A 24,996-nucleotide genomic window follows, 5' to 3' on the forward strand; every position below is an offset into this window, starting at 1 on the left:
AACTTAGGCGGTCAACTTTCCGCATCGCTAACGGTGCTCTTGCCGAGGATAACATTTTATCCGAAGCTTACTTGTCCGCCAGCGTAAACACCGTGCAAAGTTCGGCAATCCCGCGTAATTCATAGTCTCCCAAGGCCAGCAGCGGCATCGTCGTCTCGGCTGCGACCGACCCCGAAACGAGGATATTGTGTCCGAGCGGCTTGCAGAGGCCCTCCAGCCGGCTGACGAGGTTGACGGCGGGGCCGATCGCGGTGAAGTCCAGCCGGTCGGCGGCGCCGATGTTGCCCCAGAGCATGTCGCCGAAATGCAGCGCGACACCAAACGGAAGTGGCGGCAGGCCCTGGCTCGCCCGCGTCGCGTCGAGATGGGCCATGCCGGCGCGTATGGCGGTGGCGGCGCGCAAGGCCGCTTCACAGGCTTCCTTCGGGGTCCCGCTCACGGGGAAGATCGCCAGTACGCCATCGCCCATGAATTTCAGCACTTCGCCGCCGAAGGCATGCACGGCGCCGGCGACGCGGTCGAACCAGGCATCGAGTGCCGCGATCATGACGCTCGGTTCCGTCGCTTCGGAAAGGGCGGTGAAATCCCGCAGATCGGCGCAGAGCAGGGCGGCTCGGATGGTCTCGCCGCTATTGCGGCTGAGTGCACCGGCCTGCACCCGCGCCGCACTTCGGCGGCCAAGATAGGCTTCGAGCAGGGTCGATAAAGTGGCGCGAGCGGCCAACCCCGCCAAGGGGGCAGCGGCAAAGCGGGCGATCTCGCGCAGGTTTTCCGCCTCGAAGGCGGTGAAGGGCCGGGTGCCGGCCCAGGCAAGCACAGAATTGCCGGGCGCAATCCCGATCGTTTCCTCGCATATCGGGCCGAGATCGCCCAGCCAATCGCGGCCGGCCTGTCCGAGCGTCGTGCCAGCGAAGCCGAGAGCTTCAGTCACCGCGCCGGTTTCGGCGCGCCAGAGCCATGTATGCTGCGTGATGATCGGATGTGGTGCGGCAAGCGTCAGGGCACTGCCGGCAAGCGGGAGACCGGCAGCCAACAGGTGTCCACCCAGATCGGCCAGGAAGCGTTCGGGGCTGGGCGAGGTGCCGGCTTCGTCGACCAGCCAGGCAAGGGAGGCGGGCAAATCCATGCGGCGATCATGCCATGGCGCTTGTCGGCTGTCATCCGTGCCGGTGCGGCTATGCCGATCGCGTTGAAAAGCAAAACGACACAGGCGATCGCTGTCGCCGGTCGGTGATATTGCTGCCATCGAGCATCTAGCCCGATGACGCCGCGTCCAAAGTCGCGTCAGCTCCTGCCATCATGACCGCGCATGACATCGGGGCCGGGATCGCGCCCTGCGGCTACCGTGGCCATGCGGTCAAGATAATGCGCCCAACCCTTTGCGTGCGCTTCGCATTGTTCAACCGTTGGCAGGCCGGTATGGGTGAGACGCACCAGCGTTCCATCCGGCTGCTCTATCAGGTCGATCTCCACGAGGGTCGATTCGGGAGGCACTTCCTCGCTGCCTTCCCAGCCGAAGCTATAGGCGAGGCGGTGCACCGGCACGACCTCGCGGAAGGAGCCGCGCGCGACGCGGGCGCCGGTGACGTTGACGAGATAGATGCCGCCGGGCTGCGGCTCCGTCCGCGCTTCCGTGCCCATCCAGCGCAGGATCTTTTCGGGATCGGTCAGCAATGCGAATATGGCTGCAGGCGGCGCCGAGACATGGGTCTCGCGACGGACGATCAAAGGCTCGGACATCAGTCTTTCTCCCCAGGTTTGCTATCGCTTCCCACCGGCCCGATATGCGCTCAAGCGCCTTCCGTCTCCCCCGTGGGCCTCTTCAGATGATGGCATGTAGCGGCCGCGGCCTCGTCAGCAAGGCATTGCCATGTTCGCAGGCCTCTCAGCCTTCGCAAATCGGCAGCGTCGGGCGCAGATATCCGATAATCTAGGTCGCTTTATCGCCCCGGTCGCCCCGTCTTGCCTTTTGTCCGTCCTTTGCGCTGCTTCTCGTCCACCCGATCCTCATAGGAGCCGACCCCCGGCTTTGCCCGGGTGATCGGCTTGTCCGGTACCTTGCCCGTGACGGGCTTTTCGGTGCGGCCGACGGTCATTTCGTCCAGCGTATTCTTGCGGAAGAGCGGCGTGCCGGCATCGCCGCCCGGACCCATTTCGTCGAGGTTAGGCTTGGCGAAGTAGGATCGGGAATCCGGCGCTGGCGCACGCTTGCCCGTTGCGGAACCGCGGCTTTCGAGGCTCTTCGCCTCCTCGCGGGCCAGCGGATCGTCCATGGCGGCGAGCTCGACGGCTTTGAGGCGCTTGATCTCGTCGCGCAGCCTTGCCGCCTTTTCGAAGTCCAGGTCGGCGGCGGCATCGCGCATGGATTTTTCCAGCGCGTTGAGATGGGCCTGCAGATTGTTGCCGACGAGATGGCCGCCATCGGCAAAGCCCTTGCCGGAGGCACCGCCGATATCGGCGCGGACATGGTCCTTCTCGTAGACGCTGTCGAGGATGTCGGAAATCTTCGCCTTGACCGATTCCGGCGTGATGCCGTGTTCCTTGTTGTAGGCCATCTGCTTTTCGCGCCGGCGATTGGTCTCGTCCATCGCCCGCTGCATCGAGCCGGTAATGTTGTCGGCGTAAAGGATGACCTTGCCGTCGACGTTACGCGCGGCGCGGCCGATCGTTTGAATCAGCGACGTCTCCGAGCGAAGGAAGCCTTCCTTGTCGGCATCGAGAATGGCGACGAAGCCGCATTCGGGAATATCCAGACCCTCGCGCAGCAGGTTGATGCCGACGAGCACGTCGAAGGCGCCGAGGCGAAGATCGCGGATGATCTCGATGCGCTCCAGCGTGTCGATGTCGGAGTGCATGTAGCGCACACGCACGCCCTGTTCGTGCAGATATTCCGTCAGATCCTCGGCCATGCGCTTGGTTAGCACGGTGCAGAGCGTGCGATAGCCCTTGGCAGCCGTTTCGCGGATTTCGCCAAGCACGTCGTCAACCTGCGTGCGGGCCGAACGGACCTCGACAGGCGGGTCGATGAGGCCGGTCGGGCGGATGACCTGTTCGGCGAAGACACCGCCGGATTGCTCCATCTCCCACCCGCCAGGTGTTGCCGATACCGCGATCGTGTCCGGGCGCATGGCGTCCCATTCCTCGAAGCGCAGCGGACGGTTATCCATGCAAGAGGGCAGGCGGAAGCCGTATTCGGCCAGCGTCGCCTTGCGGCGGAAGTCGCCTCGGTACATGCCGCCGATCTGCGGCACAGTGACGTGGCTTTCATCGATGAAGATGATGGCGTTGTCGGGAATGTATTCGAACAGCGTCGGCGGCGGCTCGCCGGGATTGCGACCGGTAAGGTAACGTGAATAGTTTTCGATGCCCTGGCAGGAGCCGGTGGCCTCCAGCATCTCGACGTCATAGCGGGTACGCTGCTCCAGGCGCTGTGCTTCCAGCAGGCGGCCAGCCTTTTCCAGCTCGGCAAGGCGCAGTTTCAGCTCTTCCTTGATCGCCTTGATGGCGCCGTTCAGCGTCGGGCGCGGTGTTACATAGTGCGAATTGGCGTAGATCTTCACCGATTTCAGGTCACCGGTCTTTTGGCCGGTGAGGGGGTCGAATTCGGTGATGGCGTCGATCTCGTCGCCGAACATGGAAATGCGCCAGGCGGCATCCTCCAGGTGGGCCGGAAAGATTTCGATCGTGTCGCCGCGTACACGGAAGGAGCCGCGCGTGAAGTCGATATCGCGGCGCTTGTATTGCTGCGCCACGAGGTCGGCCAGCAGCTGCCGCTGATCGAGCCGGTCGCCGACATTCATCTGGAAGGTCATGGCGGTGTAGGTCTCGACCGAGCCGATACCGTAGATGCACGAGACCGAGGCGACGATGATACAGTCGTCACGTTCCAGAAGTGAACGCGTCGCCGAGTGGCGCATGCGGTCGATCTGCTCGTTGATCGAGCTCTCCTTCTCGATATAGGTGTCCGAGCGCGGCACATAGGCTTCCGGCTGGTAGTAATCGTAGTAGGAGACGAAATACTCGACCGCGTTGTCCGGGAAGAAGTTCTTGAATTCGGAATAAAGCTGGGCCGCCAGCGTCTTGTTCGGCGCGAGGATGACGGCCGGGCGCTGCGTCGCCTCGATCACCTTGGCCATGGTGAAGGTCTTGCCGGAGCCGGTGACGCCGAGCAGCACCTGATTTCGGTCGCCGTTTTGCAGCCCTTCGACGAGATCGCGGATCGCCGTCGGCTGGTCGCCAGCCGGCTGGTATTCCGAGGCCATGCGGATCTCGATGCCGCCTTCGGATTTTTCCGGGCGGGCAGGGCGGTGCGGAGTCCAGATCTTGCCGTTCTTATGCAGCGGGTTGCCGCTCTCGATCAGCTTGGAAAGGGCTTCTACCGTCGCCGTTACGCCGCTCGTCGAAATCTTGTCGGCATCTTCGAGCGCGATATCGAGGCCGGAGACTGGATTGAGGCCTGCGGCGGCGCGCGTTTTGGGGTCGGTCGACCCACCCATGGAGACGCCACGCGCGGTCTTGCCGGCGGTGATCTCCACCTTCTTGCGGTGCTTGCCGGCTTTCGAGGCAATCTCGCGCTGGGTTTCGACGCTCGATGCTTCCGCATCGGCTTCGAGCTGCTTCACCCAGTCGGCAACGCTGCCGCTGAGCGGCGCGCCTTCAAACGGTGCCTGCGGCGCCTCTTCGAAACCGGTCGGGGCGGGGGATTTTTTCGATGATTTGGCCATGGGGCGAATATGGCGACAGATCGCGCGGATGTGAAGGGGTAAAGAGTACAAAAGGGAAACAAAATAGCGGATTTTTCCATTCGCCGGCGATGTCAAATATGTTACAACCCAAGGGCGGCCGATGCGTTATCGCTGATCCAAAGTCCGCATAGCGCGATCCTCGCAGGCGCCAAGGGAGGAGCCAGCCGCAACGTCGACATGCCCGGCCAGTGCCGGGTTCCCCCAGCTTCGACGGCATCCGGTATTGCCCGCCTCGCCGCCGCCATCCGGTCGGAGGATCATGATGACCGCATTGGATAGCTTACGTTCCTTGTCCCCCCAGCAACGAAACACCGTGATCGCGGCCTATCTGGGCTGGACATTGGACGCTTTCGATTTCTTCATTTTGGTTTTCGTTCTCAAGCATATAGCCGAGGAATTTCACACAGATGTCCCCGCGGTTGCCGTGGCGATCTTGCTCACCCTTGCCATGCGGCCGGTGGGCGCCCTGATTTTCGGGCTCGCAGCGGACCGCTTCGGGCGGCGCACGACCCTGATGGTCGACGTGCTGCTTTATTCCGTCTTCGAATTCCTGACCGGCTTTTCGACCGGCTTGACGATGTTCCTCGTGCTGCGCGCGCTCTTCGGCGTCGCCATGGGCGGGGAGTGGGGTGTGGGTGCGTCGCTCGTGATGGAAACCATACCCGAGGACTCGCGCGGCCTTGTGTCCGGTATCCTGCAGGCTGGTTATCCCTCGGGCTATCTGCTCGCTTCGATCGTCTTCTTTTTGCTGTTCCCAATCATCGGCTGGCGCGGCATGTTCTTCGTCGGCGCGGTGCCGGCGCTGTTGGTGCTCTATATCAGGCGCAATGTGGAAGAATCTCCGGCTTTCCTTCAGCGGCAGGCCAAGCCGCAACGGCCGTTCCTCACCGTCCTGCGCGAGAATATTCCGCTGTTCATCTGGGCAGTGCTTTTGATGACTGCGTTCAATTTCTTCAGTCACGGCACCCAGGACCTCTATCCGACCTTCCTGGAAACCCAGCGGCAATATGATTCCTATACGGTCGGCGCCATTGCCATCGTCTACAATATCGGTGCGATTGTCGGCGGCCTGACCTTCGGTTCCCTGTCGCAGCGTTGGGGCAGGCGGCGGACGATCGTTATCGCGGCATTGCTGGCCATACCCGTCGCTCCGCTCTGGGTGTGGGGTCAGGGGCCGGTCATGCTCGCAATTGGCGCCTTCCTGATGCAGCTGTTCGTCCAGGGCGCCTGGGGCATCATTCCCGTGCATCTCAACGAATTGTCGCCGGATGAGGTGCGCGGCACCTTCCCCGGATTTGCCTATCAGCTCGGCAATCTGCTGGCTTCGGGCAATGCCTCGATCCAGGCGGGGCTGGCCAAGCAATGGAACGGCGACTATGCGCTGGCGCTGTTGATCGTGGCCTGCATCGTCGCCGTGGTCGTCGCTGTTTTCGCCGGCTTTGGTTTCGAGAAGAAGGGTATTCGGTTCGGCGGGAAGGATGAAGGCCAAGCGGATAGCGCCATAAGGGCCTGAACAGACTCGCCATCAAGGTCGCGAGGGCCGGCTGATATCGTCGGCCCTTTCGTTTATTTTCCGCAAATTTCCGAGATCTTGGCCTGGGCGAAGCCGCGGGCGAGCTCCTGCAGCCCGCCGACCGAGGATATCAGTTCGCCGATCGGGCCGTTGATGCCGAGGTGCAGGTCGGTGATGTGGCATGCGCCGACGTCGACGGTCATGGAGGCGTCGAGCTCACCCTTGATCGTCGTCTTCAATACGCCATGCGATTTGCAGGCCATCTCGGCATGGGCATTGATCTGGACGCCACCGTTCGGGCCGTCGCAGACATCGAGCGACTTCACCTCGAACTTGTCCTTGTGATCGACGCCGGGCAGCTTCTTGCAGGGATCTGCCTCGTTCACCGACTTCTCGATCTGCGGCCCAAATTTGCTCTGCAGCAGCGACCAGCACGAGCCTGGCGCGGCCTCTGCCGGTGTCGCCGCTATCGGAAGCGGAGAGAGCGGCAACACGACCGCCGAGGCCAGCAAAACCATGCGAAGCGGCGGCAGAAGCGAGAAGGGGGGCATGAGATATTTCAGGTTCACGGCGATCTATCCTCTGAAAAGAAGAAGCAGCAAATCAGGCCTGGCGCGGCGACAGTCTTCCATCTCTTCGTCCGTCAAGGCAATCCCCCCGATTTTGATGGTTACGCCTTGACGACCATGGTGTCGCAGAAGCGGTCGTAGAAAGTCTGGCCGCGCCACACGATGAATGGGAAGGCCCACCAGATGAGCGCGAATACGAACAGAAGCGGCGCCAACGCTCCCGTCAAGGCGAAGAAGCCGATGGCACTGAGAAGGTTGGTATCGCGCGCCTGCTGAATCAGCTGATCGATCGGAGGCTGATATGAGGGCAGCAGAAACAGGCCGACCAGATTGACTGTGGCGACCAGCATCAATGGCAGAAACTTGAATATTTCCCGTTTGGCGGCAAGCCCGAAGGGCAGGGTGCCGCCTTCCACCGTTGTCACGCGCAGCGAGGTCAATCGCTTGCCTGGCGTCCGCTTGCCGCCGATGGAGCAAAGGGCGAAGGCGAAGGGAAGGAACAGCAGAACGACGCTCGAGGTCGGCCTTGCGGCGATATTCGGATCGACCGGATTGCCGTTGCCGTCGACGGGTATGGAAAAGGCGCGCTTCAATGTGGCCGATCCCTGCTGCGATGCGACGATTGAAAGGAAGACCGTGTATCCATCGCTGCCCAGCCAGGAGATGCGGCAAAGCTGGTTGCTCCTCACTTCGCCTGGCTGCAGCGGCCATTCGGCCTCCACTTTCGCAACGAGAGGCGCCGAAGTTGCTTCTTCGCATTGTTGCTTCTGAAGAAGCGGCAAGGTCAAGTCCCACGGCGTGGCCGCCGACAGCACGAGAAACAGCAGGGTAAAAGCGACTTGGAAAATGACGATATCGACCGTGTAGGCGCCGAGCCGCCGCCAAAAATGGCGACGCGGCGGAGAGCTCATTTGATGATCGGAAGCAGCAAAACTCATGGTTCCCCCCGGCTTAGCGCGTGTCACGACGCCCACCACGTCGCATCACTCACTTCAAGTTGAGCGCATTAGCATGTTTTGCTGCGATTCGCTGGGAGCGAAGGCAGGTGACGGATAGGCCCCAGCGATACCGATCGTCCATCGCATTCATTCATATCGGAATGGTTTGCTCGCCGGATGGCTCATCCTGTTCGCCGTCCGCGTTGCCGTCATAGCCCAGGCGCTTTGCCTTGCGGAACCATTCGGCCGCCTTGCCCGCATCCGCAGCGACGCCATCGCCGTCACGGTACATCATGGCTAGATTGTAGGCGGCATCGGCATAGCGATGTTCGGCTGCCCGCTCGAACCAGTAGATCGCCTTCGGACCGTTCTTGGTGACGCCTTCACCATCGCGGAACATGACGCCGAGATTGTATTCGGCTTCGACATCATTCTGCGCCGCCGCTTTCAGGAACCATACGATTGCCTGGGCCTCATCCTGCCTGATCCCGTCGCCATCGGCATACATTGCACCGATATTGAACTGCGCGCTCGCATCGCCCTGTTCGGCGGCCTTCTTGAACCAGGAGAAGGCCGCAGCGCCATCCTTGGTGACGCCTTCGCCGTCGCGATACATGATGCCCAGATTGTATTGCGCCTCGACTTTTCCCTGCTCGGCCGCCTTGCGATACCAGATGACGGCCTTGCTCTTGTCCTTGTCCGTGCCGTCGCCCTGGTCGTACATGGTGCCGACATTGAACTGCGCATCGGCATCGCCCTGTTCGGCGGCCTTGCTGTACCAGGCAAAGGCCTGCGGCTTGTCCTGCGCTACGCCTTGGCCCGTGTCGTAGACGACACCGAGATTATATTGTGCATTAAGGTATCCCTGTGCCGCAGCCTTCTTGTACCAGACAATGGCTTGGCTCTTGTCGGCGGTGACGCCTTCGCCCTGGTCGTACATGGTGCCGACGTTGAACTGCGCTTCGGCATTGCCCTGATCGGCGGCCTTCTTGTACCAGCTGAGGGCGAGCGTAAGATTCTTTTCGACGCCGTTGCCGTCCTCGTACATTTGTCCGAGCTTCAGCTGTGCGGCAACGTTGCCCTTGTTTGCCAGGGGGCGCCAGTAATCCAAGCCCGATTTGATATCGCCGCGATCGTAGCTGTTTCGTCCGACATCAGCTTGTGCCGTTCCCATGGACGCCAGCGCGAAGAGCAAACCTGCTGCCCCCTTCTTCCAATTCACGATTTACCCCTCAATCGAAATTCGTTGAATAAGATGCCGAGCTCTAAGGCACGAGCACCATCAGCAAATGAAACAAGAGCCAACCCGTGCTGACGCCCGAGCCCTTTTTGCCGGCGGCCCCTTGTCCAAGCGGTCCAAGATCCTTGATCGGACCGTCGCCATTGGCTTCCATGTAGCTGAGTCCATGCTGCGCTTCCGGCAATCCCTTAGCCGCCGCCTTGTTGAACCAGTCCGCACCAATCTTAGAGTCCTTAGGCACGCCATAGCCTTTATAATACAGATATCCAAGACCGTATTCTGCCCGGGCGTCGCCGTGATCGGCTGCTTTGCGAAAGAGAGCGGCCGTTTGGCCATAGTCCTTGGGAACGCCGGCGCCCTGATAATAGAGGTAGGCGAGGGCATATTCGCCCTGTGAATTGTTCTGGTCGGCCGCCTTGCGGTACCAGCTTGCGGCGGCCGATTTGTCAGCTGTCGTCCCCTGACCGTTTTCATACATGTAGCCAAGTGCGTATTGGGCGTCAGCATGACCCTGGCTGGCGGCTTTCTGGAACCAGTCAAAGGCCTTGCCATAGTCCCTGCCAATGCCGCGGCCGGCCGCATACATGTAGGCGAGGGCATATTGACCCTGTGCGTCGCCTTGTTCGGCGGCCTTGCGATACCATCTCGCCGCGCTGTCATCGTCGGTCTTCACGCCCTGGCCGTTGGCATAGAGGTAGCCGAGGGCATATTGGGCGTCGGGGCGGCCCTGATCGGCAGCTTTGCGATACCATTGCAGTGCCTGCCTGTAGTCCCGGGCGACGCCTATCCCGTTTGCAAGACTGTAGCCGACGGCGTATTGCGCGTCAGCGCGTCCTTTTATCGCTGCCTTCATATACCAGGAATAGGCTTCGGCATCATTCCGTTCGACACCCTTGCCATCGGCATAGGCATAGCCGACCGCATACAGGCCTTGCGCGCTTCCTTGGTCGCCGGCCTTTTTATACCAGGCGACGGCCTGCTCCTGGTTTTCCTCCGTGCCTTGGCCGTTATCGTACATATAGCCGATGGCGTACTGGGCATCGGGCCGGCCTTGGTCGGCCGCTTTGCGATACCAGCCGAGTGCGATCGCCTCGTCCTGACGCACGCCGAGGCCATTGGCATACATGTAGCCGAGCGCATATTGCGCCTGCGCCTGTCCCTGAGCGGCGGATTTCTGGTACCAGGTGACGGCGTTTTCATTACTGACAGCCATACCGCGGCCATTGGCATAGGAATAGCCGATGGCATATTGAGCATCGGCATTGCCGTTTTGCGCCGCCTTCAAATACCAGTCATTTGCCTGTTTCAGATCGGTGTCGACGCCCCGGCCGCTGGCATACATGTAGGCCAATGCATATTGGGCCTGCGCATTGCCTTGGTCCGCCGATTTTCGATACCAATCGACGGCCTCAGCATCATCCTGCTCTACGCCCTCACCATTGGCGTAGCGATAGCCGAGACCATATTGGGCCGCCGCGTTGCCCTGTTTTGCGAATTCCACCCAATATTTCAGGTCGATCTTCGTATTGGCGGGGCCAGGGGCGGGATCCTCGGCGTGAGCAAGCCAGGGTAGCGAAAGAGCGAGCGCCAACCCCAATGCGTAGCTCTTTGTCTTCAAGGCTTCAGTCTCCCACCTGCGTCCCAGACCGTAATCGATCTGAACAATATGGCGATGTATTGGTCAAGGGATCGCAGGAACCCAAATAGCAGTGGATTTAATGCCCCCGGACGATGGGATCGCTATACCGGAAGCACGTCGTAGAGGCGGAAGATCCATGTGATCTGATAGATCAGCCCGACGATCACGAATGCCGCCTGGAAGCGCCGGTTGGCGGTGATCGAGGCAATGATGCACAGGATGACATAAACGACATTGCGTATTGGATATTCCCAGCCGAGAGAACGAAAATAGGCCTCTCCCTTCAGCAATGTGTCGATGAGATCGACGGCGTAGGTGACGGCGAGCAGGCCGAAGAACCAATGGCGGCGGGAGATGAAATATTCCTCGAAGCCGCCATAGTCCTCGACCGAGGGCGGATTGAGCAATACGCAGAGGAAATAGAAGAGGCAGCAGAAGCAGATGAGAAAGAGGTAGACGCCGAAATTGATCTGCGCGACGGATTGCAGCCGATACTCCCACCACCAGAAATGGATGATGAAAAGGAACATGGACAATACCCAGCCGATATGGACGAGATAAATCTTGTTCTTGCCCGGCGCCTGCACGAATCCGGCAAGCCGGGTCAGAAGCTGGGCGAGCGAAAGGCCGATCACCATGCTCATGACCGTCCTGATATAGACGTAGACTTCCGGTGTGTGCGCGGAATCCATCGCGTCAGCTCTCCTCTGGTACAGCCTTCGGCAAGCCGCTTTCATCGAGCGCGACCATGATGAAGGTCGCAGCCGTGACTTTCTCCAGGCTGTTATAACGGGCGCGGTGTGCCCATGCTTCGACGCTCAGCGTGATCGAGGTACGGCCGACGCGTTCGATATCGGTGAAGACGCTCAACGTATCGCCGATCTTGACCGGCAGTTCGAAGGCCATCTCCTTGACCGCTGCCGTGACCACGCGTCCACGCGCCCGCTCGGCTGCGCGGATGCCGCTTGCCAAATCCATCTGCGCCATGACCCAGCCGCCGAAAATATCGCCGGCAGGATTGGCGTCGGCGGGCATGGCGAGCGTGCGCAATGTCAGCTCGCCTCTCGGTTTGACGCTGTCATTCATTCTTCTGCTCCTGTTCACGGTCGATTCCGGCAATCAGCCTATGCAATCCTGCCGCGATGGAAAAGCCATGCTGGCATTTCCATGGAGGACTCATGTGGGTCACGCGCTTTGCTTCAGGCGATTCCATGCTCACGCGGTACCGTTGTAAAACAGCGGGACCCCTGCGGTAAGCTTTCGTTCACCCTTCCCATTTAGGATTTGTAATCGTTACCGACCGTGGCTGGGGCAGCGGATCAGGACTATGGCCATTTTACCCATTCTACGGCGGGTCGCGCTGCCATTGCTGTTGTCGTCGGCGCTGGTCGCCTGTACGGCAGATAGCCTCGTGCCGCCTTCTGGCATCGACAGCTCCTCGCGCGTCGGCTCGATCAAGCCGCATCGCAGCGTGCCGCAAAGGCAATTCGCCTACCAAGGGGTACAGGATCCCGTCGTTTCCGCGTCGAGCAATTACAAAAGCGGCGGTCCCGTTCGTTCCAGCGGAACGGGTGAGGCGGTGACCACGACGGATGTCGAAGCCGGCTTAGCGCAGCAGTCGGATATTCCCTCCCAGGGCGTCAACATGGACGCCGAGCTTGGCGTCGGTCCAAGTGAGGAGGCGCAATCCGCCTCGGTGGTCGGATTGGCGCAGGAGGAGCAGCAGAACATTGCCGAAGGTCAGTCCGACCAGCCCGTGGTCGACGGCATCGGCACCGATGCGCCGGTACAGACCAACCGTTCGGTCGTGCAGCGCCCGGCCGCGCAGGCCGAGCTCAATCAGTCGCGGATACCGAGGCAGTTGCCGGGAACGCAGGTTGCGATGCTGCCCCGTGTCGAAAATCCGATACCGCGCCTCGATCAGCAGTTCGAAGCGCCGCAATCAACACCTGGGATGATGCCGCCTTCGGAAATCGCCTGCCGCCAGGAATTGCAGCGCATGGGCGTCGTCTATACCGACAAGCCGGCGATCTCGAACGGTCCTGCATGTCAGGTTCCCTATCCGGTTTCGCTGAGCGGCCTTTCCGGCAATATCGCCGTCCGACCGGCGGTGACTTTGAATTGCCAGGTGACGCTTGCCTTCGCCAAATGGGTGAAGAACGAACTCGCTCCAGCCGCACGCACGCGCTACTGGACCGGCATCGGCACGATCGTACCGCTCGGCGGCTATTCCTGCCGGCGGATGAACAATAGCCGGCAACGCTATAATCCGATGTCGGAACATGCGCATGGCAATGCGATCGATGTCGGCACCTTCATCCTGAAGAATGGCCATGTGATCGACGTGCGGAAGAAGGGTTTGTTTTCCTTCCGGGAAGGGCGGTTGCTCAAGGCGGTACGCAGCGACAGCTGCCGCTATTTCGATACCGTGCTTGGTCCGGGCAGCAATCCGGAGCACTGGAACCACTTTCATTTCGACCTCAGGGACCGAAAGGGCGGCCGGCGCTATTGCAGCCTTTGATTGGCCCTTTGCCGGAACAGCATCTACACTTGTCAAACGGGAAAGCTGATTTACCTTTCGACGGAATCGCGCTCAACTGCGCGCATTGGGTGCCAGAGAGGGGTTCATGGAAGACGTACCAAGACGAAAGAAAAGCCTGGGAAGGGCGCTCCTTGCTGCACTGATTGCCATCATTATCGTCATCGGCGGCCGCTGGTACGTTTATGTCGCCTATGCCGACGATCCGTTCGATGAAGTCGGCATCGGTCTCAACTCCATGATGCCCGGACCCATTCGCGACAAGGGTTGTGCGATGCTGAAGGCACGCTTCGAGCACAAGACGCTGCCGCCGGCGGGCTGCGGCGTCAATGGCAACTGGTAGCGGTCGTTTTCCAGATCGTAAGCTGGCAAAAAGAAAAAAGCCGGCTGAGCCGGCTTGAGCGGAGCATGGCAACGACGGGGAATCCTCGCCGGCTCCAGAAAAGAACTTCATGTTGCAATGATGATGCACGCAATATGAATGCGAAGGCAATAAATCGGCCAATACAACAGGCGCTGACGGTGTCGCCAAGAGGCGTTGGGCGGAGTTGCGACAAACGTTGCTCACCTAAGGAGCTATATGCCCGACGAAGGTCACGATTTGATGACAGCTTATTCCGCTTAGACGAACGCTGTGTTTCACTACCGTGGGGTGGTAAAAGCCCAAGACCGGCTATATAGCGGGCAAACGCCGCGAAATTCATCACAAAAGCCGGACTTTGCCTGACTATGGCTGCGATCATTTCCATACGCAATCTTACGAAAACCTATGCCAACGGATTCCAGGCGCTGAAGGGCATTGATCTCGATATCGAGCGGGGCGAAATCCTGGCGCTGCTGGGGCCGAATGGCGCGGGCAAGACGACGCTGATTTCCATCGTCTGCGGGATTGCCAATCCAAGCGGTGGGTCCGTGACCGTGGGCGGTTATGACGTCGTGCGCGATTTCCGCGCCACGCGCAGCCTCATCGGTCTCGTGCCGCAGGAGTTGACCACCGATCAGTTCGAAACCGTCTGGAATACGGTAAGTTTCTCGCGCGGGCTTCACGGCAAGAAGCCGAACCCCGAATATATCGAGAGGATCTTGCGCGATCTCTCGCTCTGGGAGAAGAAAGACAACATGCTTCGCCAGCTTTCCGGCGGCATGAAGCGGCGCGTGCTCATCGCCAAGGCGCTGTCGCATGAGCCGGAGATCCTCTTCCTCGACGAGCCGACGGCCGGTGTCGACGTGACGTTGCGCAAGGACATGTGGCATGTAGTCGAGCGCCTGCGCGCATCCGGCGTGACCATCATTTTGACGACGCATTACATCGAAGAGGCCGAGGAGGCTGCCGATCGCGTCGGCGTCATCAATGGCGGCGAGCTGCTGCTTGTGGAGGAGAAGAAGGCACTGATGGCCAAGCTGGGCCGCAAGCAGCTCATTCTCGATCTGAACGAGCCACTCCACGCCGTACCGCAGTCCCTCGACGGCAACGGGCTTTCGCTAGGGCCGAACGGCCTGACGCTCATTTATGATTTCGATGCACAGCACGAGCAGTCGAGCATCGCGGCTCTGCTGTCGAAACTCGCTGCCGAGGGAATTCACTTCAAGGATCTTTCGACGCGCCAGAGTTCGCTCGAGGATATTTTCGTATCGCTGGTGGAGACAGGCAAATGAACTTCGAAGCGATCAAGTCTATCTATTCGTTCGAAATGGCCCGCACGCGCCGCACTCTGCTGCAGAGCGTCGTCTCACCAGTCATTTCCACATCGCTCTATTTCATCGTCTTCGGTGCCGCGATCGGTTCGCGCATCAATCTGGTCGAGGGCGTTTCCTATGGGGCGTTCATCACGCCCGGCCTGATCATGCTGACCTTGCTTGGGCAGTGCATCAGCAACGGTTCCTTCGGCATCTACTTCCCGAAGTTCACCGGTACCATCTACGAGGTGCTATCGGCGCCTGTCGCCATGACCGAGATCGTGCTCGGTTATGTGGGCGCGGCGGCGACCAAGGGGATGCTGATTGGCCTGATCATTCTCGCCACGGCAAGTTTCTTCGTCGAAATCAGGATTGAGCATCCGTTTATGATGATCCTGTTCTTCGTGCTGACGGCAGTCACCTTCAGCCTGTTCGGCTTCATGATCGGCATCTGGGCCGGAAATTTCGAGCAGCTGAACCTCATCCCGATGCTGGTCGTGCCGCCGCTGACCTTCCTCGGCGGCAGCTTCTATTCGATCAACATGCTGCCGCCCTTCTGGCAGGCGGTCAGCCATCTCAATCCGGTCCTATATCTGGTCAGTGGTTTCCGCTGGAGCTTCTACGGCATCGCAGATGTCAATCCTGGCTTGAGCCTTGCCATGATCACGCTTTTCCTCGTCGTCTGTCTGGTCATCCTGGGATGGATTTTCCGCACAGGATATCGTTTGAGAAATTGATGGCGGTGCTAGCCTGGCGAGCTTAAGAAGGCCCGTGGCTTTTGCAGCCGCAACAAAATGGTCCAGGAAAGCATCCAATGTCGCAGGCTCATCTCAATCCCTCGCTGCCCCAAGCACTCTCCCGGCTCGACCAGCTGACCAACTGGGAGCGCAAGCCGCGCGGGGAGATGCGGGTCGGTCTTGAGCCGATGCTCGACCTCATGCAGCGCCTGGGCAATCCGCATCGCAGCTTTCGCGCCATCCACGTTGCCGGCACCAAGGGCAAGGGATCGGTTTCAGCGCTCCTCGAAGCGGGATTACTGCGGGCCGGCTGGCGCGTCGGTCGCTACGCATCACCGCATGTCGACCGGGTGAACGAGCGTGTCAGTATTCTTGGCCAGGAAGTCGAGGATGATGCGCTGGCGGCGGCGATCATGCAGGTTCTGGATGGCTACGAGGGCGCAAAGCAGGCCGCGACGGCGGGTGAAGATGCGACCTGGTTCGATGTGATTACGGCCGCTGCATTCCTCGTGTTCAAAGAGGTCGGCTTGGACTGGGCCGTCATCGAGGTCGGCCTTGGCGGCAGGTTGGATTCCACCAATGTCGTCTTCGGCGAAGTTGCCATCGTCACGAATATCGGGCTGGAGCACACGGAAATTCTTGGGGTCACGCGCGAGGCGATCGCGGGTGAGAAGGTCGGCATATTGAAGTCCGGCGCCACGCTTGCCACCACGCTTGCTATCGACGATGCCGCGGGAAAGGTCTTGCAGCAGCGTGCCGATGAGCTTGGCTGCCAGGTCCTGCGAACCGATCTTCCCGAAGATGCGACGATTGCTGAGACGAATATCTCGCTGGCCGGCCTTGTGTTCGATCATCTGGGACGACAAGGCGAGAGCGTGCAGACAGCGAGCAAAAAAGGGCAGCCGGTCGGCGCGTGGCTGCTCGAACCGGCCGTTATCGACAAGGCGCGGCTGCCGGGACGGATGGAGCGCTTCGACCTTGCCCTACCACCCACGCTTCGAAGCGGGCGACAGAGCTTGCCCGTCATCATGGATGGCGCGCATGTGCCATTCAATATCGAAGCAGTCCTGCGCGATATCACGCGCTCGTCCAGCGTCAGCGGCGATTGCATCGCGGTTGTCGCACTTGCATCCGACAAGGATGCTCCCGGCTTCTTGAACGTGCTCTCGCGATATGTGGCCCATGCGGTCTTTACAGAAGCGTCCGGATCGGGCCGCGCCCATGCGGCGACGGAGCTGGAGGCATTGGCGATCTCGATGGGTATGGCCTGCGAAGGCGAGCCCAACCCGCAGAAAGCGCTTCATCATGCCGTCGCGAAAGCTGCGGAGGTCGGCGGCTGGATCCTGGTGACGGGCTCGCTCTATCTTGTTGGCGCTCTGCGCGGCACTGTCCAGGGGAGTGTAGGGTGACGATGGAAATTACGATCAGGCCTGCTCTTGCCAATGATGTCGCCGAGATGGCGAGGCTGCATCGCGCGATCTGGTGCGACACCTATCGCGACCTGGTGTCTGCTGAGATTTATCAGGCTCTCGACGAGGATTTCCGCCGTTTGCGGTGGGCGGATATACTCGCAAATCCCCGTCGGGATCAGCGCGTGCTTTTGGCTGAGCAGGGCGGGCGGCTTGTCGGTATCGGCGCGATCAACGCGCCGTCCGATGCCATATTCAAGGGGCGAGGCGAGATTAAGTCGCTCTATATCGATGCTTCCATCAAACGCCAGGGACTTGGCCGTCGTCTGATGCGAGAATTGGCGCGGGAACTTTTATCCATGGGCTATTCGGGTGCGGCGCTTGGTGTGGTCGTCGGCAATGAATCGGCGATTGCCTTTTATCGTGCGCTCGGAGGGCAATTGATCGGTCGGTACACGGATCCGGGTCCGGTCTGGCGTTCCGACAATTTCATTTTTGCATGGGACGACTTGTCCGTTCTGATCTGATTGTCCCATGCAAGCCGATGAACGGGGATTTCATCCGGCTGCGATCCGCTTGCGTGGGGCGATGGTCATGGCCATGACGCCAGCCACGACACAGACAAGACCTATGGCTGCGGTCGGAGACAGAGGTTCGCCAAGGAAGACGACGCCGATGGTGACGCCGATCGGGACGCGGAGATAGGCTTGTGCCGTCGTGCCGACCGAGCCGAGGGTCTGGATAAGCCGGAAATAGATGCTGAAGGCAAGCGCGGTGGAGACGACCGACAGGCCGAGCAGGGCCAGGATTGAGGCTGTCGACGGCGCAATCTGCCAGGGATGTTCGACAATCAGGCTTGCTGGGATCAGGAGAGCGGCACCGCAAAGCAACGAGCCGGCTGCCGGCATCATCGGGTCCAGCCCCTTGAAATTTCGGCCGAACAGTGCGGCGCAGGCATAGCAGATCGATGCCGCGACGACGGCGAGCTGCGGCAGCAGCTGGCGGCCCATTCCATGCAGCGCATCGAGGCCGATGATCAGGCAGATACCGGCCATGCCAGCAATCACGCCGAAAAGCTTGCGGCCCGTCAACGGTTCGCTGCGCAACAGGAAGGCGGCAATCAGAAAGGCGAAAATCGGCGTCGTGGAATTCAATATGGTCGCAAGGCCGGCATCGACAGTCTGTTCCGCCCAGGCGATCAGCGTGAAAGGGATGGCGCTGTTGAGGCAGGATTGAATGAGGAAGCGCTTCCAGGTGGCGGCGTCGCGCGGCAGGTTCAGACCACGCCAGCGAATAATCACAAGCAGGACAAGGCCGGCGATCAAGGTGCGGGCCGCTATCAGTGTGACCGGCGGGATGGTTGCTACGCCGATGCGGATGAAGGTGTAGGAGGCACCCCAGCAGGTGGCGAGGGCGAGGAGGAGAAGCAGTTCGGTCGTCAGGTTAGGTCTTGCCGGCGTCATCGTATTCACTCTTATAAGGTTTGGACATGCCGTCTTTTAGAGCGAAGAGACCGGCGAATGCTTCGCTCCCAACCGAACTATCGCGTTCGGTTCATCAATCACGCAGCCGAAGCTCGTCGGTTTGCATCTGCATCGACCCCAGGGTTTCGAGAAAGCTCATGCCGAGCAGGCTCTGATCAAGCTTGCCCGCTTCGGCCACGCTCGCCTCGACATCCCTGCGCTTGATCGGGCCGATTGCCACGGAGCCAAGTTCCACGGGAGCCGCCCTGGCGCGACCGTTGGCGGTCAACACTGTCTGCGAATAGGTGAGGTTTTCCGGAATGATGCCGACGCGCTCGGCGTCCTCTTGCGATAAGGCGATGGTGCTGGCGCCGGTGTCGATCAGCATGTCGATCGGCTGGCCATTGATCATGACCCGTGCTTCGAAATGCCCGTTCGAGCGCTTGTGAAGGATGACTTCCTGACCGCCTTCGCTCGTCGTGACGACAACGGCGTGGCCGGGCATAAGGCCGGCGAAGACGCGATTGCCGACCTGTTGGGCATCGTAGCGATAGATATAGGCGGTCGCGAGCGCCATGATGATGACGAACCAGATCAGCAGATTGCGGATCGACTGGCTGACCGTATGCCGGCTCGCCCACACCGCAGCGCTCATCATCAGAGCGATCGGCAGGAGATAGACGACACGCGCGAAGTCGTCGTTGCGCATGCCGAAGGTGGAGCCAGTGTTGTTGTTGAAGATGAGCAGTGCGAGGCCGATGCCGAGAATGGCGAGAACGATGTTCAGGCGGTTCATACGGCGCTGCGCTCCCGTGCCATCCTTTGGCGGCGAGTCTCCCGGCGCGGCTTGCGCTCGACCTTGGTCAGGCGCTCCGGAAGCACTTCCATGATCTGACGGCGCTCGTCGTCGCTATAGCTCATCCACGCGCCGATTTCAGCCGACGTGCGGCCGCAGCCGAAGCAATAGCCGGTATTCTGGTCGATGGAACAGACGAGGATGCAAGGTGTCAGCATGGGATCATATATCGATGCTTCAAATGCACATGGCAAGGGTACAGAGGGAAGCGATCTCGCAAATCTGCTGAGTCGCGCCGATCGTATCGCCCGTATGGCCGGTCACTTTCTGACGGACATATCTTGTGGCAAGAAATGTCGCGGCGCTCGTCGTGAGAAGGCAGCCAACCAACGCCGGAACGCCCATGGCGGGACCGACGAGCAGTATCGCGAGGCCCAATGTCGCAATCAGTGCCAGCTGCATGGCATCGCCATCCGGCTTGCCTGCCGATGCCGCGATCCCATCTGGTTTCGCGGATGGCAGGGCGTACCAATGCCAGACCATGGCACCGCGGCTCAAGGTGGCCGCGGCGAGAATTGCGACAGCGGCGTCCTCAGGCGGCAGATGCCGGGCGATGGCTGCAAGTGCCGCCGCCCGCAATCCGAACGACAGTATCAACGCTGCCGCCCCATAAGTGCCGATGCGGCTATCCTTCATGATTTCGAGCGCGCGCTCGCGATCCTTGCCGCCGCCCAATCCGTCCGCCGTGTCGCTGAGCCCGTCTTCATGGAGGGCGCCGGTCAGGATCGTCTGCACGGCAAGCGCCAGCAATGCGGCCATCAACGGATCGGCGCTGAGGGCGAGTAGCACGCTGAACGTCAGCGCCGAGGGTAGGGCGATCAGCAGGCCAGCAACGGGAAAAGCGCGTGAAACGCGCGAGAGCTTGCCGTCATGGCCTTCAAAGAAGGACGACGGCACGGGAACGCGGCTCAAGAAAGCGACGGCGCGCGCGATGTCACGCATATATTCCCGCATTTCTTCCTCTCCCCGCCATGCGCGCGACAGCATCGGGCGCTTTTGGAGTTGTTCACGCCGATTCCCAGGACTAATAGAGTCGCACGCAAAGAACCCGATTTGAGACCAAAAGACAAGGAACGCATTCATGAGCGTCAGCGGCCTCCCATTCGACGATTTCCGCGCATTGCTGCGCGACCTTCCAGGCCCGGATGCCCGGGCGCTCGTGGCCGCGCGCGAACGTGATGCGCAGCTCACCAAGCCGCCCGGCGCGCTTGGAAGACTGGAAGAAATCGCTTTCTGGCTGGCCGCCTGGACCGGTCGTGCGCCGGCCGTGACCCGGCCGCTGGTGGCGATCTTTGCCGGCAATCACGGCGTCACCAAGCAGGGAATTACGCCGTTTCCGCCTTCCGTAACCCAGCAGATGGTGGAAAACTTCGCAGCCGGCGGAGCCGCGATCAACCAGATCTGCGTTGCCTACGATCTCGGCCTCAAGGTCTTCGACCTCGCCCTCGATTTCCCAACGGGCGATATCACCGAAGAACCGGCATTGAGCGAGCGCGACTGTGCCGCGACCATGGCCTTTGGCATGGAGGCGATTGCCGGCGGTACAGATTTGCTCTGCATCGGCGAAATGGGCATCGGCAACACCACGATCGCCGCGGCCATTCATTACGCGCTCTATGGCGGCAAGGCCGAAGACTGGGTTGGCCCAGGCACCGGCTCGGAAGGTGAGATGCTGAAGCGCAAGATCGCTGCCGTCGAGAAGGCGGTGGCGCTGCATCGCGATCATCTCAACGATCCGCTGGAAATCCTGCGCCGCCTCGGCGGCCGCGAGATCGCGGCGATGGCCGGCGCAATTCTCGCCGCACGCATGGAACGGATCCCTGTTATCATCGACGGTTATGTCGCGACGGCTGCCGCTTCCATTCTCAAGGCCGCCAATCCCTCTGCGCTCGACCATTGCCTGATCGGGCACGTCTCGGCCGAGCCAGGTCATCTCCGCGCCATCGAGAAGCTCGGAAAGACACCGCTTCTGGCGCTCGGCATGCGGCTTGGTGAGGGTACGGGGGCCGCACTGGCCGCCGGCATCGTCAAGGCTGCAGCCGCCTGCCATTCGGGCATGGCGACGTTCGAAAGCGCCGGGGTTACGAACAAGCACTGAAAACTTGGCGGCGAGACGTTGAAATAAGCGTTTCGCCGCCTCAATTTCCTGTAGATGATCGGTTTCTCGTCATAAATCTGCAATGAATTTTGAAGGCGGCGAGCGGCGTCGCCTTGCTTCGCCCACGGTGAGGCGGTATTCGCAAGGCATCCAGATTGCAACCGGGACACTACGGGCGGAGCGCGAATGGCTGAGTTTTCAAAATCTGCGGTCAACAAGGAGACCGGAATTCGGCATTTTTTCGCCGCTGCAGGCTACTCCTGGGGCGGATTTCAGCGGCTGTTGCAGGAATCGGCCTTTCGCCAGGAGCTGCTTTTTGCCGGGGTGGGACTGATCCTGTTGATTGCGGTCGGCGCGACCATCGGCGAGATTGTGATCGCCATGGTGTTGTTCCTCGCCGTCTTCGCAGTTGAGGCCATGAATACGGCGGTGGAAGAGGTGATCGACCGGATCTCGCCGGAGATTTCCAATGTCGGCAAACATGCCAAGGACCTCGGCTCGTTTGCCGTTCTCTGCATGCTGGTCGCGTCCGGCATCTACCTTCTTTATGTCATCGGCAGCCATCTGTTGTTTCGCTAAAGCAATTCCAAGAAAAGTGCGTAGCGGTCTTCCGTCCGGAATTGCGAGACAACAAAGAGATAGTGCGGTTCAGAGATGCCGTGAAAAGCTGGCGCGTCTAGCGGACCCGAGCCGCGTTTAAGCGAAGCTCTTCTTGCGCCGTTCGGCGAGCGGCGCATCCTCAACCGCCGGCAGGCTTTGCAGCACGCGCTTGGGCGGCAATATGGCAATGACCTCCGTGCCTTCCCGCAGCTTTGATTTCAGCATGAACTGACCGTCATGCTTGGCGAGAATGGCCTGTACGATCGGCAGACCAAGGCCAGTGCCCTGTTCGGCGCTCTTGATGGCGATGGAGCCCTGACCAAAGGCGGACAGGACAATCGGGATCTCCTCTTCGGGAATGCCCGGACCGTTATCCTTGATCGCGACATATTCGCCGCCGCCGGCCGTCCAGCCAACCTTGACGCTGATCTCGCCGCCTTGCGGCGTGAATTTCACCGCATTCGACAGGAGATTAAGGATCACCTGGCGCATCGATTTCTCATCGGCCCAGACCGAGGGCAGCTGCGCTTCGAATTGCGATGAGATCGAAATGTTTTTGGCGCGGGCGCGCAACTGCACCATGCCGATGCAATCCTCAGCAATATCGAGGAGGGAAATCGCTTCCTCGTTCAGCTCGTATTTGCCGGCCTCGATGCGCGAGAGATCGAGGATTTCGTTGATCAGGTTGAGCAGGTGCTGGCCGGATCGATGAATATCACTGGTGTATTCGCGATAGGTCGGATTGTTGAGCGGCCCCATGACCTCCGCCGACATGACCTCGGAAAAGCCGAGGATCGCATTCAGCGGCGTTCTAAGCTCATGCGACATGGAAGCAAGAAAGCGCGATTTGGCAAGGTTTGCTTCCTCGGCACGCCGGCGCGCTTCATCCGACATCGACTTCGCGACTTCCAGCTCGGCAATCAGATCGTCCTTCTCCGATTGGAAGGAGAGGATCTTTAGGTTCGATTGATACATGCGGTTGGTGATGAAGCTGAAGAATATCACGGCAACCGAAATGGCTGCGGTGAGGGCGATATCGGAGGGTCTTCGCGTGAGGATCGCGGCCACGGCCAGTGCGACGGTCGCCGGTGCGAAGGAAAATGGAACAGCCCGCGGCAACATGAAGCTGGACATGGCCGTGATGCAGATCGCCGCAAGCAGCGTCGTCCCTTTGTAGAAGGCGAAACTGTCGCCACCGCAGGTCGCACAATTTTGCATCGTGAAGAGCGCCCAGCAGAAGCCGACGAGCAATTGCCCCAGCAAGAGCAGCTGTCGCCACTTTCTGGCGCTTTCGGCCGACATTTCCTGCTTCTTGGCGCGCCGTCCGATCAGCATGTTGATGGCATGGGCCGTCAGGATCGGAATAGTCCAGAAGAGAATGCCGGCATCATGTGTGAGGTAGACGCCGAGAACGGCGACCACGATAACGAAGATCGGCACGACGGCAGCACTCTGCCGTAAGGTGTCGATGTGCATCATCATCAGTTCGCGGTCGAAATTGCGGCTATGGCCGCTTTGCAGGCGTTCGCGCGTTTGCCGCACGGCCTTCGACACAGCCCGGTTACGGTGACTGCGCGATCGGTCGACAATGTTTTTATCTGTCGATGTGCTGACGCCGGTGCTCATGGTTACATTGAAACTTGGCCTGCCTGAGGCTACACACTAGCCTTCAAATCTTAAGAAGATGCTGCGCCGAAATGATTTGTTTGCCATCTTCGCCAAGGATTTGTTCTTAAAGGAGGCAACAACGTGATGCGGTCGCGCCGCCTGTTTCGTGACGGCGTGGTCACTTTCGCGCTGCTTGTCATTCTTGCATTATTCGCGTTGAAGATGAACAATCGACCGGAAATCGTTCAAAACGGCAAGTTTTATGTCGTCGATGGCGACACGCTTTCCGCCAGCGGCGAACGCTTGAGGCTGAAAGGCATCGATGCTCCCGAATATCGGCAGCACTGCCAGCGCAGTGGCGCGGATTGGGCCTGCGGCGAAGAAGCACGCAAGGCGCTTGCCACAATGATTAAGACCGGAGCGCCCGAATGCCGGGGATGGGAGAGGGATCGCTATGGTCGCCTGCTGGTGACATGCGTCACCGGCGATCTCGATATCAACGCCGCGATGGTTCGCAACGGCATGGCGGTTTCCTATGGTGCCTATGCGAGCGAGGAACGGAGCGCACGGCAGGCGAAAGCCGGGCTTTGGGCCAGTGATTTCGAGAGGCCGAGCGACTATCGGCGCGAGGAGCGTATGGCTGGTGACAACGATCCGATTGCCGGATTGTTCGGCTATTTACGCCAGCTTGTCGGATGGAGCGCCCCATGAAGCAGGAGAGCGAATTGCAGATCCTGCGTTCCGCGATTGCGGCCTGCCGTCTCTGTCGGGACGCACCGGCCAAGGGCGAGGCGGATCGCCTGCCACATGAGCCGCGTCCGGTTGCGACACTATCGTCGACTGCGCGGATACTCATCGCAGGGCAGGCGCCGGGATTGCGCGTTCACGAGAGCGGCCTGCCATTCAACGATGCCTCGGGTGACCGTTTGCGTCAGTGGCTCGCCGTGGATCGCGAAAGTTTCTACAATCCGGACCACTTCGCCATAATGGGCATGGGCTTCTGCTTTCCGGGCTATGACAAGGCGGGAAGCGATCTGCCGCCGCGCAAGGAGTGTGCGCCGTTGTGGCGGCAGCGGGCGATGGATGCGATGCCGCAGATCGAATTGATCCTGACGATCGGTCAATATGCTCAGGCTTGGCATCTTGGGGCGGAGCGCATGGGGTCGATGACCGAGACGGTCGCGCAGTGGCGGCGTTACCTTCTAACCAACCGGTCGCCGTCCGTCCTGCCATTGCCGCATCCAAGTTGGCGCAACAGCGGCTGGCTGAAACGAAACCCCTGGTTCGAGGCCGAGTTGCTTCCCGTTTTGCAGCAACGTGTGAAAAGCCTGCTTCCTTGAGAAAAAGTTTCTTTTCTATCGCTAA

25 protein-coding genes are annotated in these 24,996 nt (G+C 60.4%); 11 read left to right on the forward strand and 14 right to left on the reverse strand.

Features of this window, described 5'->3' with window-relative positions; genetic code table 11:
* Positions 1 to 67: 67 nt before the first annotated feature.
* The 3 genes from AC13QY_RS14670 to uvrB all read right to left on the reverse strand — a co-directional run bounded on the left by AC13QY_RS14670 (position 68) and on the right by uvrB (position 4,724).
* On the reverse strand, positions 68 to 1,126 hold the full coding sequence (locus tag AC13QY_RS14670) for an adenylate/guanylate cyclase domain-containing protein (protein ID WP_113354574.1): 1,059 nt from the start codon (positions 1,124 to 1,126) through the stop codon (positions 68 to 70).
* Between the two features lie 158 nt (positions 1,127 to 1,284).
* Entirely contained in the window at positions 1,285 to 1,740 is a 456-nt protein-coding gene (locus AC13QY_RS14675) for an SRPBCC family protein (protein WP_113354575.1), read from the reverse strand.
* A gap of 200 nt (positions 1,741 to 1,940) precedes the next feature.
* The gene (uvrB, locus tag AC13QY_RS14680; protein WP_113354576.1) at positions 1,941 to 4,724 is read right to left on the reverse strand and encodes an excinuclease ABC subunit UvrB; all 2,784 of its coding nucleotides are present in this window, start codon (positions 4,722 to 4,724) and stop codon (positions 1,941 to 1,943) included.
* Positions 4,725 to 5,007: 283 nt separating this feature from the next.
* On the opposite strand from uvrB, the gene AC13QY_RS14685 reads away from it, so the two are divergent.
* A complete protein-coding gene (locus tag AC13QY_RS14685; protein WP_488493622.1) occupies positions 5,008 to 6,258 on the forward strand; it encodes an MFS transporter in 1,251 nt (416 codons plus the stop codon).
* A 53-nt stretch (positions 6,259 to 6,311) separates the two neighbouring features.
* Here the strand turns inward: AC13QY_RS14685 and AC13QY_RS14690 are convergent, their stop codons facing one another.
* The 6 genes from AC13QY_RS14690 to AC13QY_RS14715 all read right to left on the reverse strand — a co-directional run bounded on the left by AC13QY_RS14690 (position 6,312) and on the right by AC13QY_RS14715 (position 11,730).
* Positions 6,312 to 6,827, reverse strand: a complete 516-nt coding sequence (locus tag AC13QY_RS14690; protein WP_113333058.1) for a hypothetical protein — start codon at positions 6,825 to 6,827, stop codon at positions 6,312 to 6,314.
* Positions 6,828 to 6,928: 101 nt separating this feature from the next.
* On the reverse strand, positions 6,929 to 7,765 hold the full coding sequence (locus AC13QY_RS14695) for an RDD family protein (RefSeq protein ID WP_113395355.1): 837 nt from the start codon (positions 7,763 to 7,765) through the stop codon (positions 6,929 to 6,931).
* 151 nt (positions 7,766 to 7,916) lie between these two features.
* Positions 7,917 to 8,987 (reverse strand): SEL1-like repeat protein, encoded by a 1,071-nt coding sequence (locus tag AC13QY_RS14700; RefSeq protein ID WP_113354579.1) that lies wholly within the window; start codon positions 8,985 to 8,987, stop codon positions 7,917 to 7,919.
* Between the two features lie 43 nt (positions 8,988 to 9,030).
* Complete coding sequence (locus tag AC13QY_RS14705) at positions 9,031 to 10,623, reverse strand: SEL1-like repeat protein (protein ID WP_488493623.1); 1,593 nt, start codon at positions 10,621 to 10,623, stop codon at positions 9,031 to 9,033.
* 122 nt (positions 10,624 to 10,745) lie between these two features.
* The gene (locus AC13QY_RS14710; RefSeq protein ID WP_113249267.1) at positions 10,746 to 11,336 is read right to left on the reverse strand and encodes a hypothetical protein; all 591 of its coding nucleotides are present in this window, start codon (positions 11,334 to 11,336) and stop codon (positions 10,746 to 10,748) included.
* 4 nt (positions 11,337 to 11,340) lie between these two features.
* On the reverse strand, positions 11,341 to 11,730 hold the full coding sequence (locus AC13QY_RS14715) for an acyl-CoA thioesterase (RefSeq protein ID WP_069613114.1): 390 nt from the start codon (positions 11,728 to 11,730) through the stop codon (positions 11,341 to 11,343).
* 241 nt (positions 11,731 to 11,971) lie between these two features.
* Here AC13QY_RS14715 and AC13QY_RS14720 point away from each other — a divergent pair, with 241 nt between their 5' ends.
* The 6 genes from AC13QY_RS14720 (at position 11,972) to AC13QY_RS14745 (ending at position 17,533) form a co-directional block, all read left to right on the forward strand.
* Positions 11,972 to 13,165 (forward strand): extensin-like domain-containing protein, encoded by a 1,194-nt coding sequence (locus tag AC13QY_RS14720; RefSeq protein ID WP_113354581.1) that lies wholly within the window; start codon positions 11,972 to 11,974, stop codon positions 13,163 to 13,165.
* 106 nt (positions 13,166 to 13,271) lie between these two features.
* A complete protein-coding gene (locus AC13QY_RS14725) occupies positions 13,272 to 13,526 on the forward strand; it encodes a hypothetical protein (RefSeq protein WP_113333064.1) in 255 nt (84 codons plus the stop codon).
* A gap of 386 nt (positions 13,527 to 13,912) precedes the next feature.
* Positions 13,913 to 14,839 (forward strand): ABC transporter ATP-binding protein, encoded by a 927-nt coding sequence (locus AC13QY_RS14730; RefSeq protein ID WP_113354582.1) that lies wholly within the window; start codon positions 13,913 to 13,915, stop codon positions 14,837 to 14,839.
* Positions 14,836 to 15,597: an ABC transporter permease gene (locus AC13QY_RS14735; protein ID WP_113333066.1), complete on the forward strand. Its 762-nt coding sequence runs from the start codon at positions 14,836 to 14,838 to the stop codon at positions 15,595 to 15,597. Before AC13QY_RS14730 ends, AC13QY_RS14735 begins: the two co-directional genes overlap by 4 nt.
* A 77-nt stretch (positions 15,598 to 15,674) precedes the next feature.
* On the forward strand, positions 15,675 to 17,006 hold the full coding sequence (locus AC13QY_RS14740) for a bifunctional folylpolyglutamate synthase/dihydrofolate synthase (RefSeq protein WP_113354583.1): 1,332 nt from the start codon (positions 15,675 to 15,677) through the stop codon (positions 17,004 to 17,006).
* A gap of 2 nt (positions 17,007 to 17,008) precedes the next feature.
* Positions 17,009 to 17,533, forward strand: a complete 525-nt coding sequence (locus tag AC13QY_RS14745; RefSeq protein WP_113354584.1) for a GNAT family N-acetyltransferase — start codon at positions 17,009 to 17,011, stop codon at positions 17,531 to 17,533.
* Positions 17,534 to 17,563: 30 nt separating this feature from the next.
* Here the strand turns inward: AC13QY_RS14745 and AC13QY_RS14750 are convergent, their stop codons facing one another.
* The 4 genes from AC13QY_RS14750 to AC13QY_RS14765 form a co-directional block, all read right to left on the reverse strand.
* The gene (locus tag AC13QY_RS14750) at positions 17,564 to 18,469 is read right to left on the reverse strand and encodes a DMT family transporter (RefSeq protein ID WP_113354585.1); all 906 of its coding nucleotides are present in this window, start codon (positions 18,467 to 18,469) and stop codon (positions 17,564 to 17,566) included.
* Positions 18,470 to 18,563: 94 nt separating this feature from the next.
* A complete protein-coding gene (locus AC13QY_RS14755) occupies positions 18,564 to 19,265 on the reverse strand; it encodes a retropepsin-like aspartic protease family protein (protein ID WP_113354586.1) in 702 nt (233 codons plus the stop codon).
* Positions 19,262 to 19,483, reverse strand: coding sequence for a DUF1289 domain-containing protein (locus AC13QY_RS14760; protein WP_113354587.1), 222 nt, complete (start codon positions 19,481 to 19,483; stop codon positions 19,262 to 19,264). Before AC13QY_RS14760 ends, AC13QY_RS14755 begins: the two co-directional genes overlap by 4 nt.
* Positions 19,484 to 19,502: 19 nt before the next feature.
* A complete protein-coding gene (locus tag AC13QY_RS14765; RefSeq protein WP_113354588.1) occupies positions 19,503 to 20,279 on the reverse strand; it encodes an adenosylcobinamide-GDP ribazoletransferase in 777 nt (258 codons plus the stop codon).
* Between the two features lie 127 nt (positions 20,280 to 20,406).
* On the opposite strand from AC13QY_RS14765, the gene cobT reads away from it, so the two are divergent.
* Both cobT and AC13QY_RS14775 read left to right on the forward strand, forming a co-directional pair.
* Entirely contained in the window at positions 20,407 to 21,423 is a 1,017-nt protein-coding gene (gene cobT, locus AC13QY_RS14770; protein ID WP_152096072.1) for a nicotinate-nucleotide--dimethylbenzimidazole phosphoribosyltransferase, read from the forward strand.
* Between the two features lie 186 nt (positions 21,424 to 21,609).
* On the forward strand, positions 21,610 to 22,002 hold the full coding sequence (locus AC13QY_RS14775) for a diacylglycerol kinase (protein ID WP_092716218.1): 393 nt from the start codon (positions 21,610 to 21,612) through the stop codon (positions 22,000 to 22,002).
* A 117-nt stretch (positions 22,003 to 22,119) separates the two neighbouring features.
* Here the strand turns inward: AC13QY_RS14775 and AC13QY_RS14780 are convergent, their stop codons facing one another.
* Positions 22,120 to 23,649: a sensor histidine kinase gene (locus tag AC13QY_RS14780; RefSeq protein WP_113354589.1), complete on the reverse strand. Its 1,530-nt coding sequence runs from the start codon at positions 23,647 to 23,649 to the stop codon at positions 22,120 to 22,122.
* Between the two features lie 123 nt (positions 23,650 to 23,772).
* Here AC13QY_RS14780 and AC13QY_RS14785 point away from each other — a divergent pair, with 123 nt between their 5' ends.
* Positions 23,773 to 24,342, forward strand: a complete 570-nt coding sequence (locus AC13QY_RS14785) for a thermonuclease family protein (RefSeq protein ID WP_152096071.1) — start codon at positions 23,773 to 23,775, stop codon at positions 24,340 to 24,342.
* Entirely contained in the window at positions 24,339 to 24,971 is a 633-nt protein-coding gene (locus AC13QY_RS14790; protein WP_113354591.1) for a uracil-DNA glycosylase family protein, read from the forward strand. Before AC13QY_RS14785 ends, AC13QY_RS14790 begins: the two co-directional genes overlap by 4 nt.
* The last annotated feature ends 25 nt before the right edge of the window (positions 24,972 to 24,996 follow it).

It is taken from the genome of Martinezella sp. CNPSo 3795 (assembly GCF_057784475.1).

Excerpts from the sequence above, each read along its gene's own strand:
- AC13QY_RS14670 (WP_113354574.1), bottom strand. The coding sequence starts at position 1,126 with ATGGATTTGCCCGCCTCCCTTGCCTGGCTGGTCGACGAAGCCGGCACC.
- AC13QY_RS14675 (WP_113354575.1), bottom strand. The coding sequence starts at position 1,740 with ATGTCCGAGCCTTTGATCGTCCGTCGCGAGACCCATGTCTCGGCGCCG.
- uvrB (WP_113354576.1), bottom strand. The coding sequence starts at position 4,724 with ATGGCCAAATCATCGAAAAAATCCCCCGCCCCGACCGGTTTCGAAGAG.
- AC13QY_RS14685 (WP_488493622.1), top strand. The coding sequence starts at position 5,008 with ATGACCGCATTGGATAGCTTACGTTCCTTGTCCCCCCAGCAACGAAAC.
- AC13QY_RS14695 (WP_113395355.1), bottom strand. The coding sequence starts at position 7,765 with ATGAGTTTTGCTGCTTCCGATCATCAAATGAGCTCTCCGCCGCGTCGC.
- AC13QY_RS14710 (WP_113249267.1), bottom strand. The coding sequence starts at position 11,336 with ATGGATTCCGCGCACACACCGGAAGTCTACGTCTATATCAGGACGGTC.
- AC13QY_RS14715 (WP_069613114.1), bottom strand. The coding sequence starts at position 11,730 with ATGAATGACAGCGTCAAACCGAGAGGCGAGCTGACATTGCGCACGCTC.
- AC13QY_RS14720 (WP_113354581.1), top strand. The coding sequence starts at position 11,972 with ATGGCCATTTTACCCATTCTACGGCGGGTCGCGCTGCCATTGCTGTTG.
- AC13QY_RS14725 (WP_113333064.1), top strand. The coding sequence starts at position 13,272 with ATGGAAGACGTACCAAGACGAAAGAAAAGCCTGGGAAGGGCGCTCCTT.
- AC13QY_RS14730 (WP_113354582.1), top strand. The coding sequence starts at position 13,913 with ATGGCTGCGATCATTTCCATACGCAATCTTACGAAAACCTATGCCAAC.
- AC13QY_RS14735 (WP_113333066.1), top strand. The coding sequence starts at position 14,836 with ATGAACTTCGAAGCGATCAAGTCTATCTATTCGTTCGAAATGGCCCGC.
- AC13QY_RS14740 (WP_113354583.1), top strand. The coding sequence starts at position 15,675 with ATGTCGCAGGCTCATCTCAATCCCTCGCTGCCCCAAGCACTCTCCCGG.
- AC13QY_RS14745 (WP_113354584.1), top strand. The coding sequence starts at position 17,009 with ATGGAAATTACGATCAGGCCTGCTCTTGCCAATGATGTCGCCGAGATG.
- AC13QY_RS14750 (WP_113354585.1), bottom strand. The coding sequence starts at position 18,469 with ATGACGCCGGCAAGACCTAACCTGACGACCGAACTGCTTCTCCTCCTC.
- AC13QY_RS14755 (WP_113354586.1), bottom strand. The coding sequence starts at position 19,265 with ATGAACCGCCTGAACATCGTTCTCGCCATTCTCGGCATCGGCCTCGCA.
- AC13QY_RS14760 (WP_113354587.1), bottom strand. The coding sequence starts at position 19,483 with ATGCTGACACCTTGCATCCTCGTCTGTTCCATCGACCAGAATACCGGC.
- AC13QY_RS14765 (WP_113354588.1), bottom strand. The coding sequence starts at position 20,279 with ATGCGGGAATATATGCGTGACATCGCGCGCGCCGTCGCTTTCTTGAGC.
- cobT (WP_152096072.1), top strand. The coding sequence starts at position 20,407 with ATGAGCGTCAGCGGCCTCCCATTCGACGATTTCCGCGCATTGCTGCGC.
- AC13QY_RS14775 (WP_092716218.1), top strand. The coding sequence starts at position 21,610 with ATGGCTGAGTTTTCAAAATCTGCGGTCAACAAGGAGACCGGAATTCGG.
- AC13QY_RS14780 (WP_113354589.1), bottom strand. The coding sequence starts at position 23,649 with ATGAGCACCGGCGTCAGCACATCGACAGATAAAAACATTGTCGACCGA.
- AC13QY_RS14790 (WP_113354591.1), top strand. The coding sequence starts at position 24,339 with ATGAAGCAGGAGAGCGAATTGCAGATCCTGCGTTCCGCGATTGCGGCC.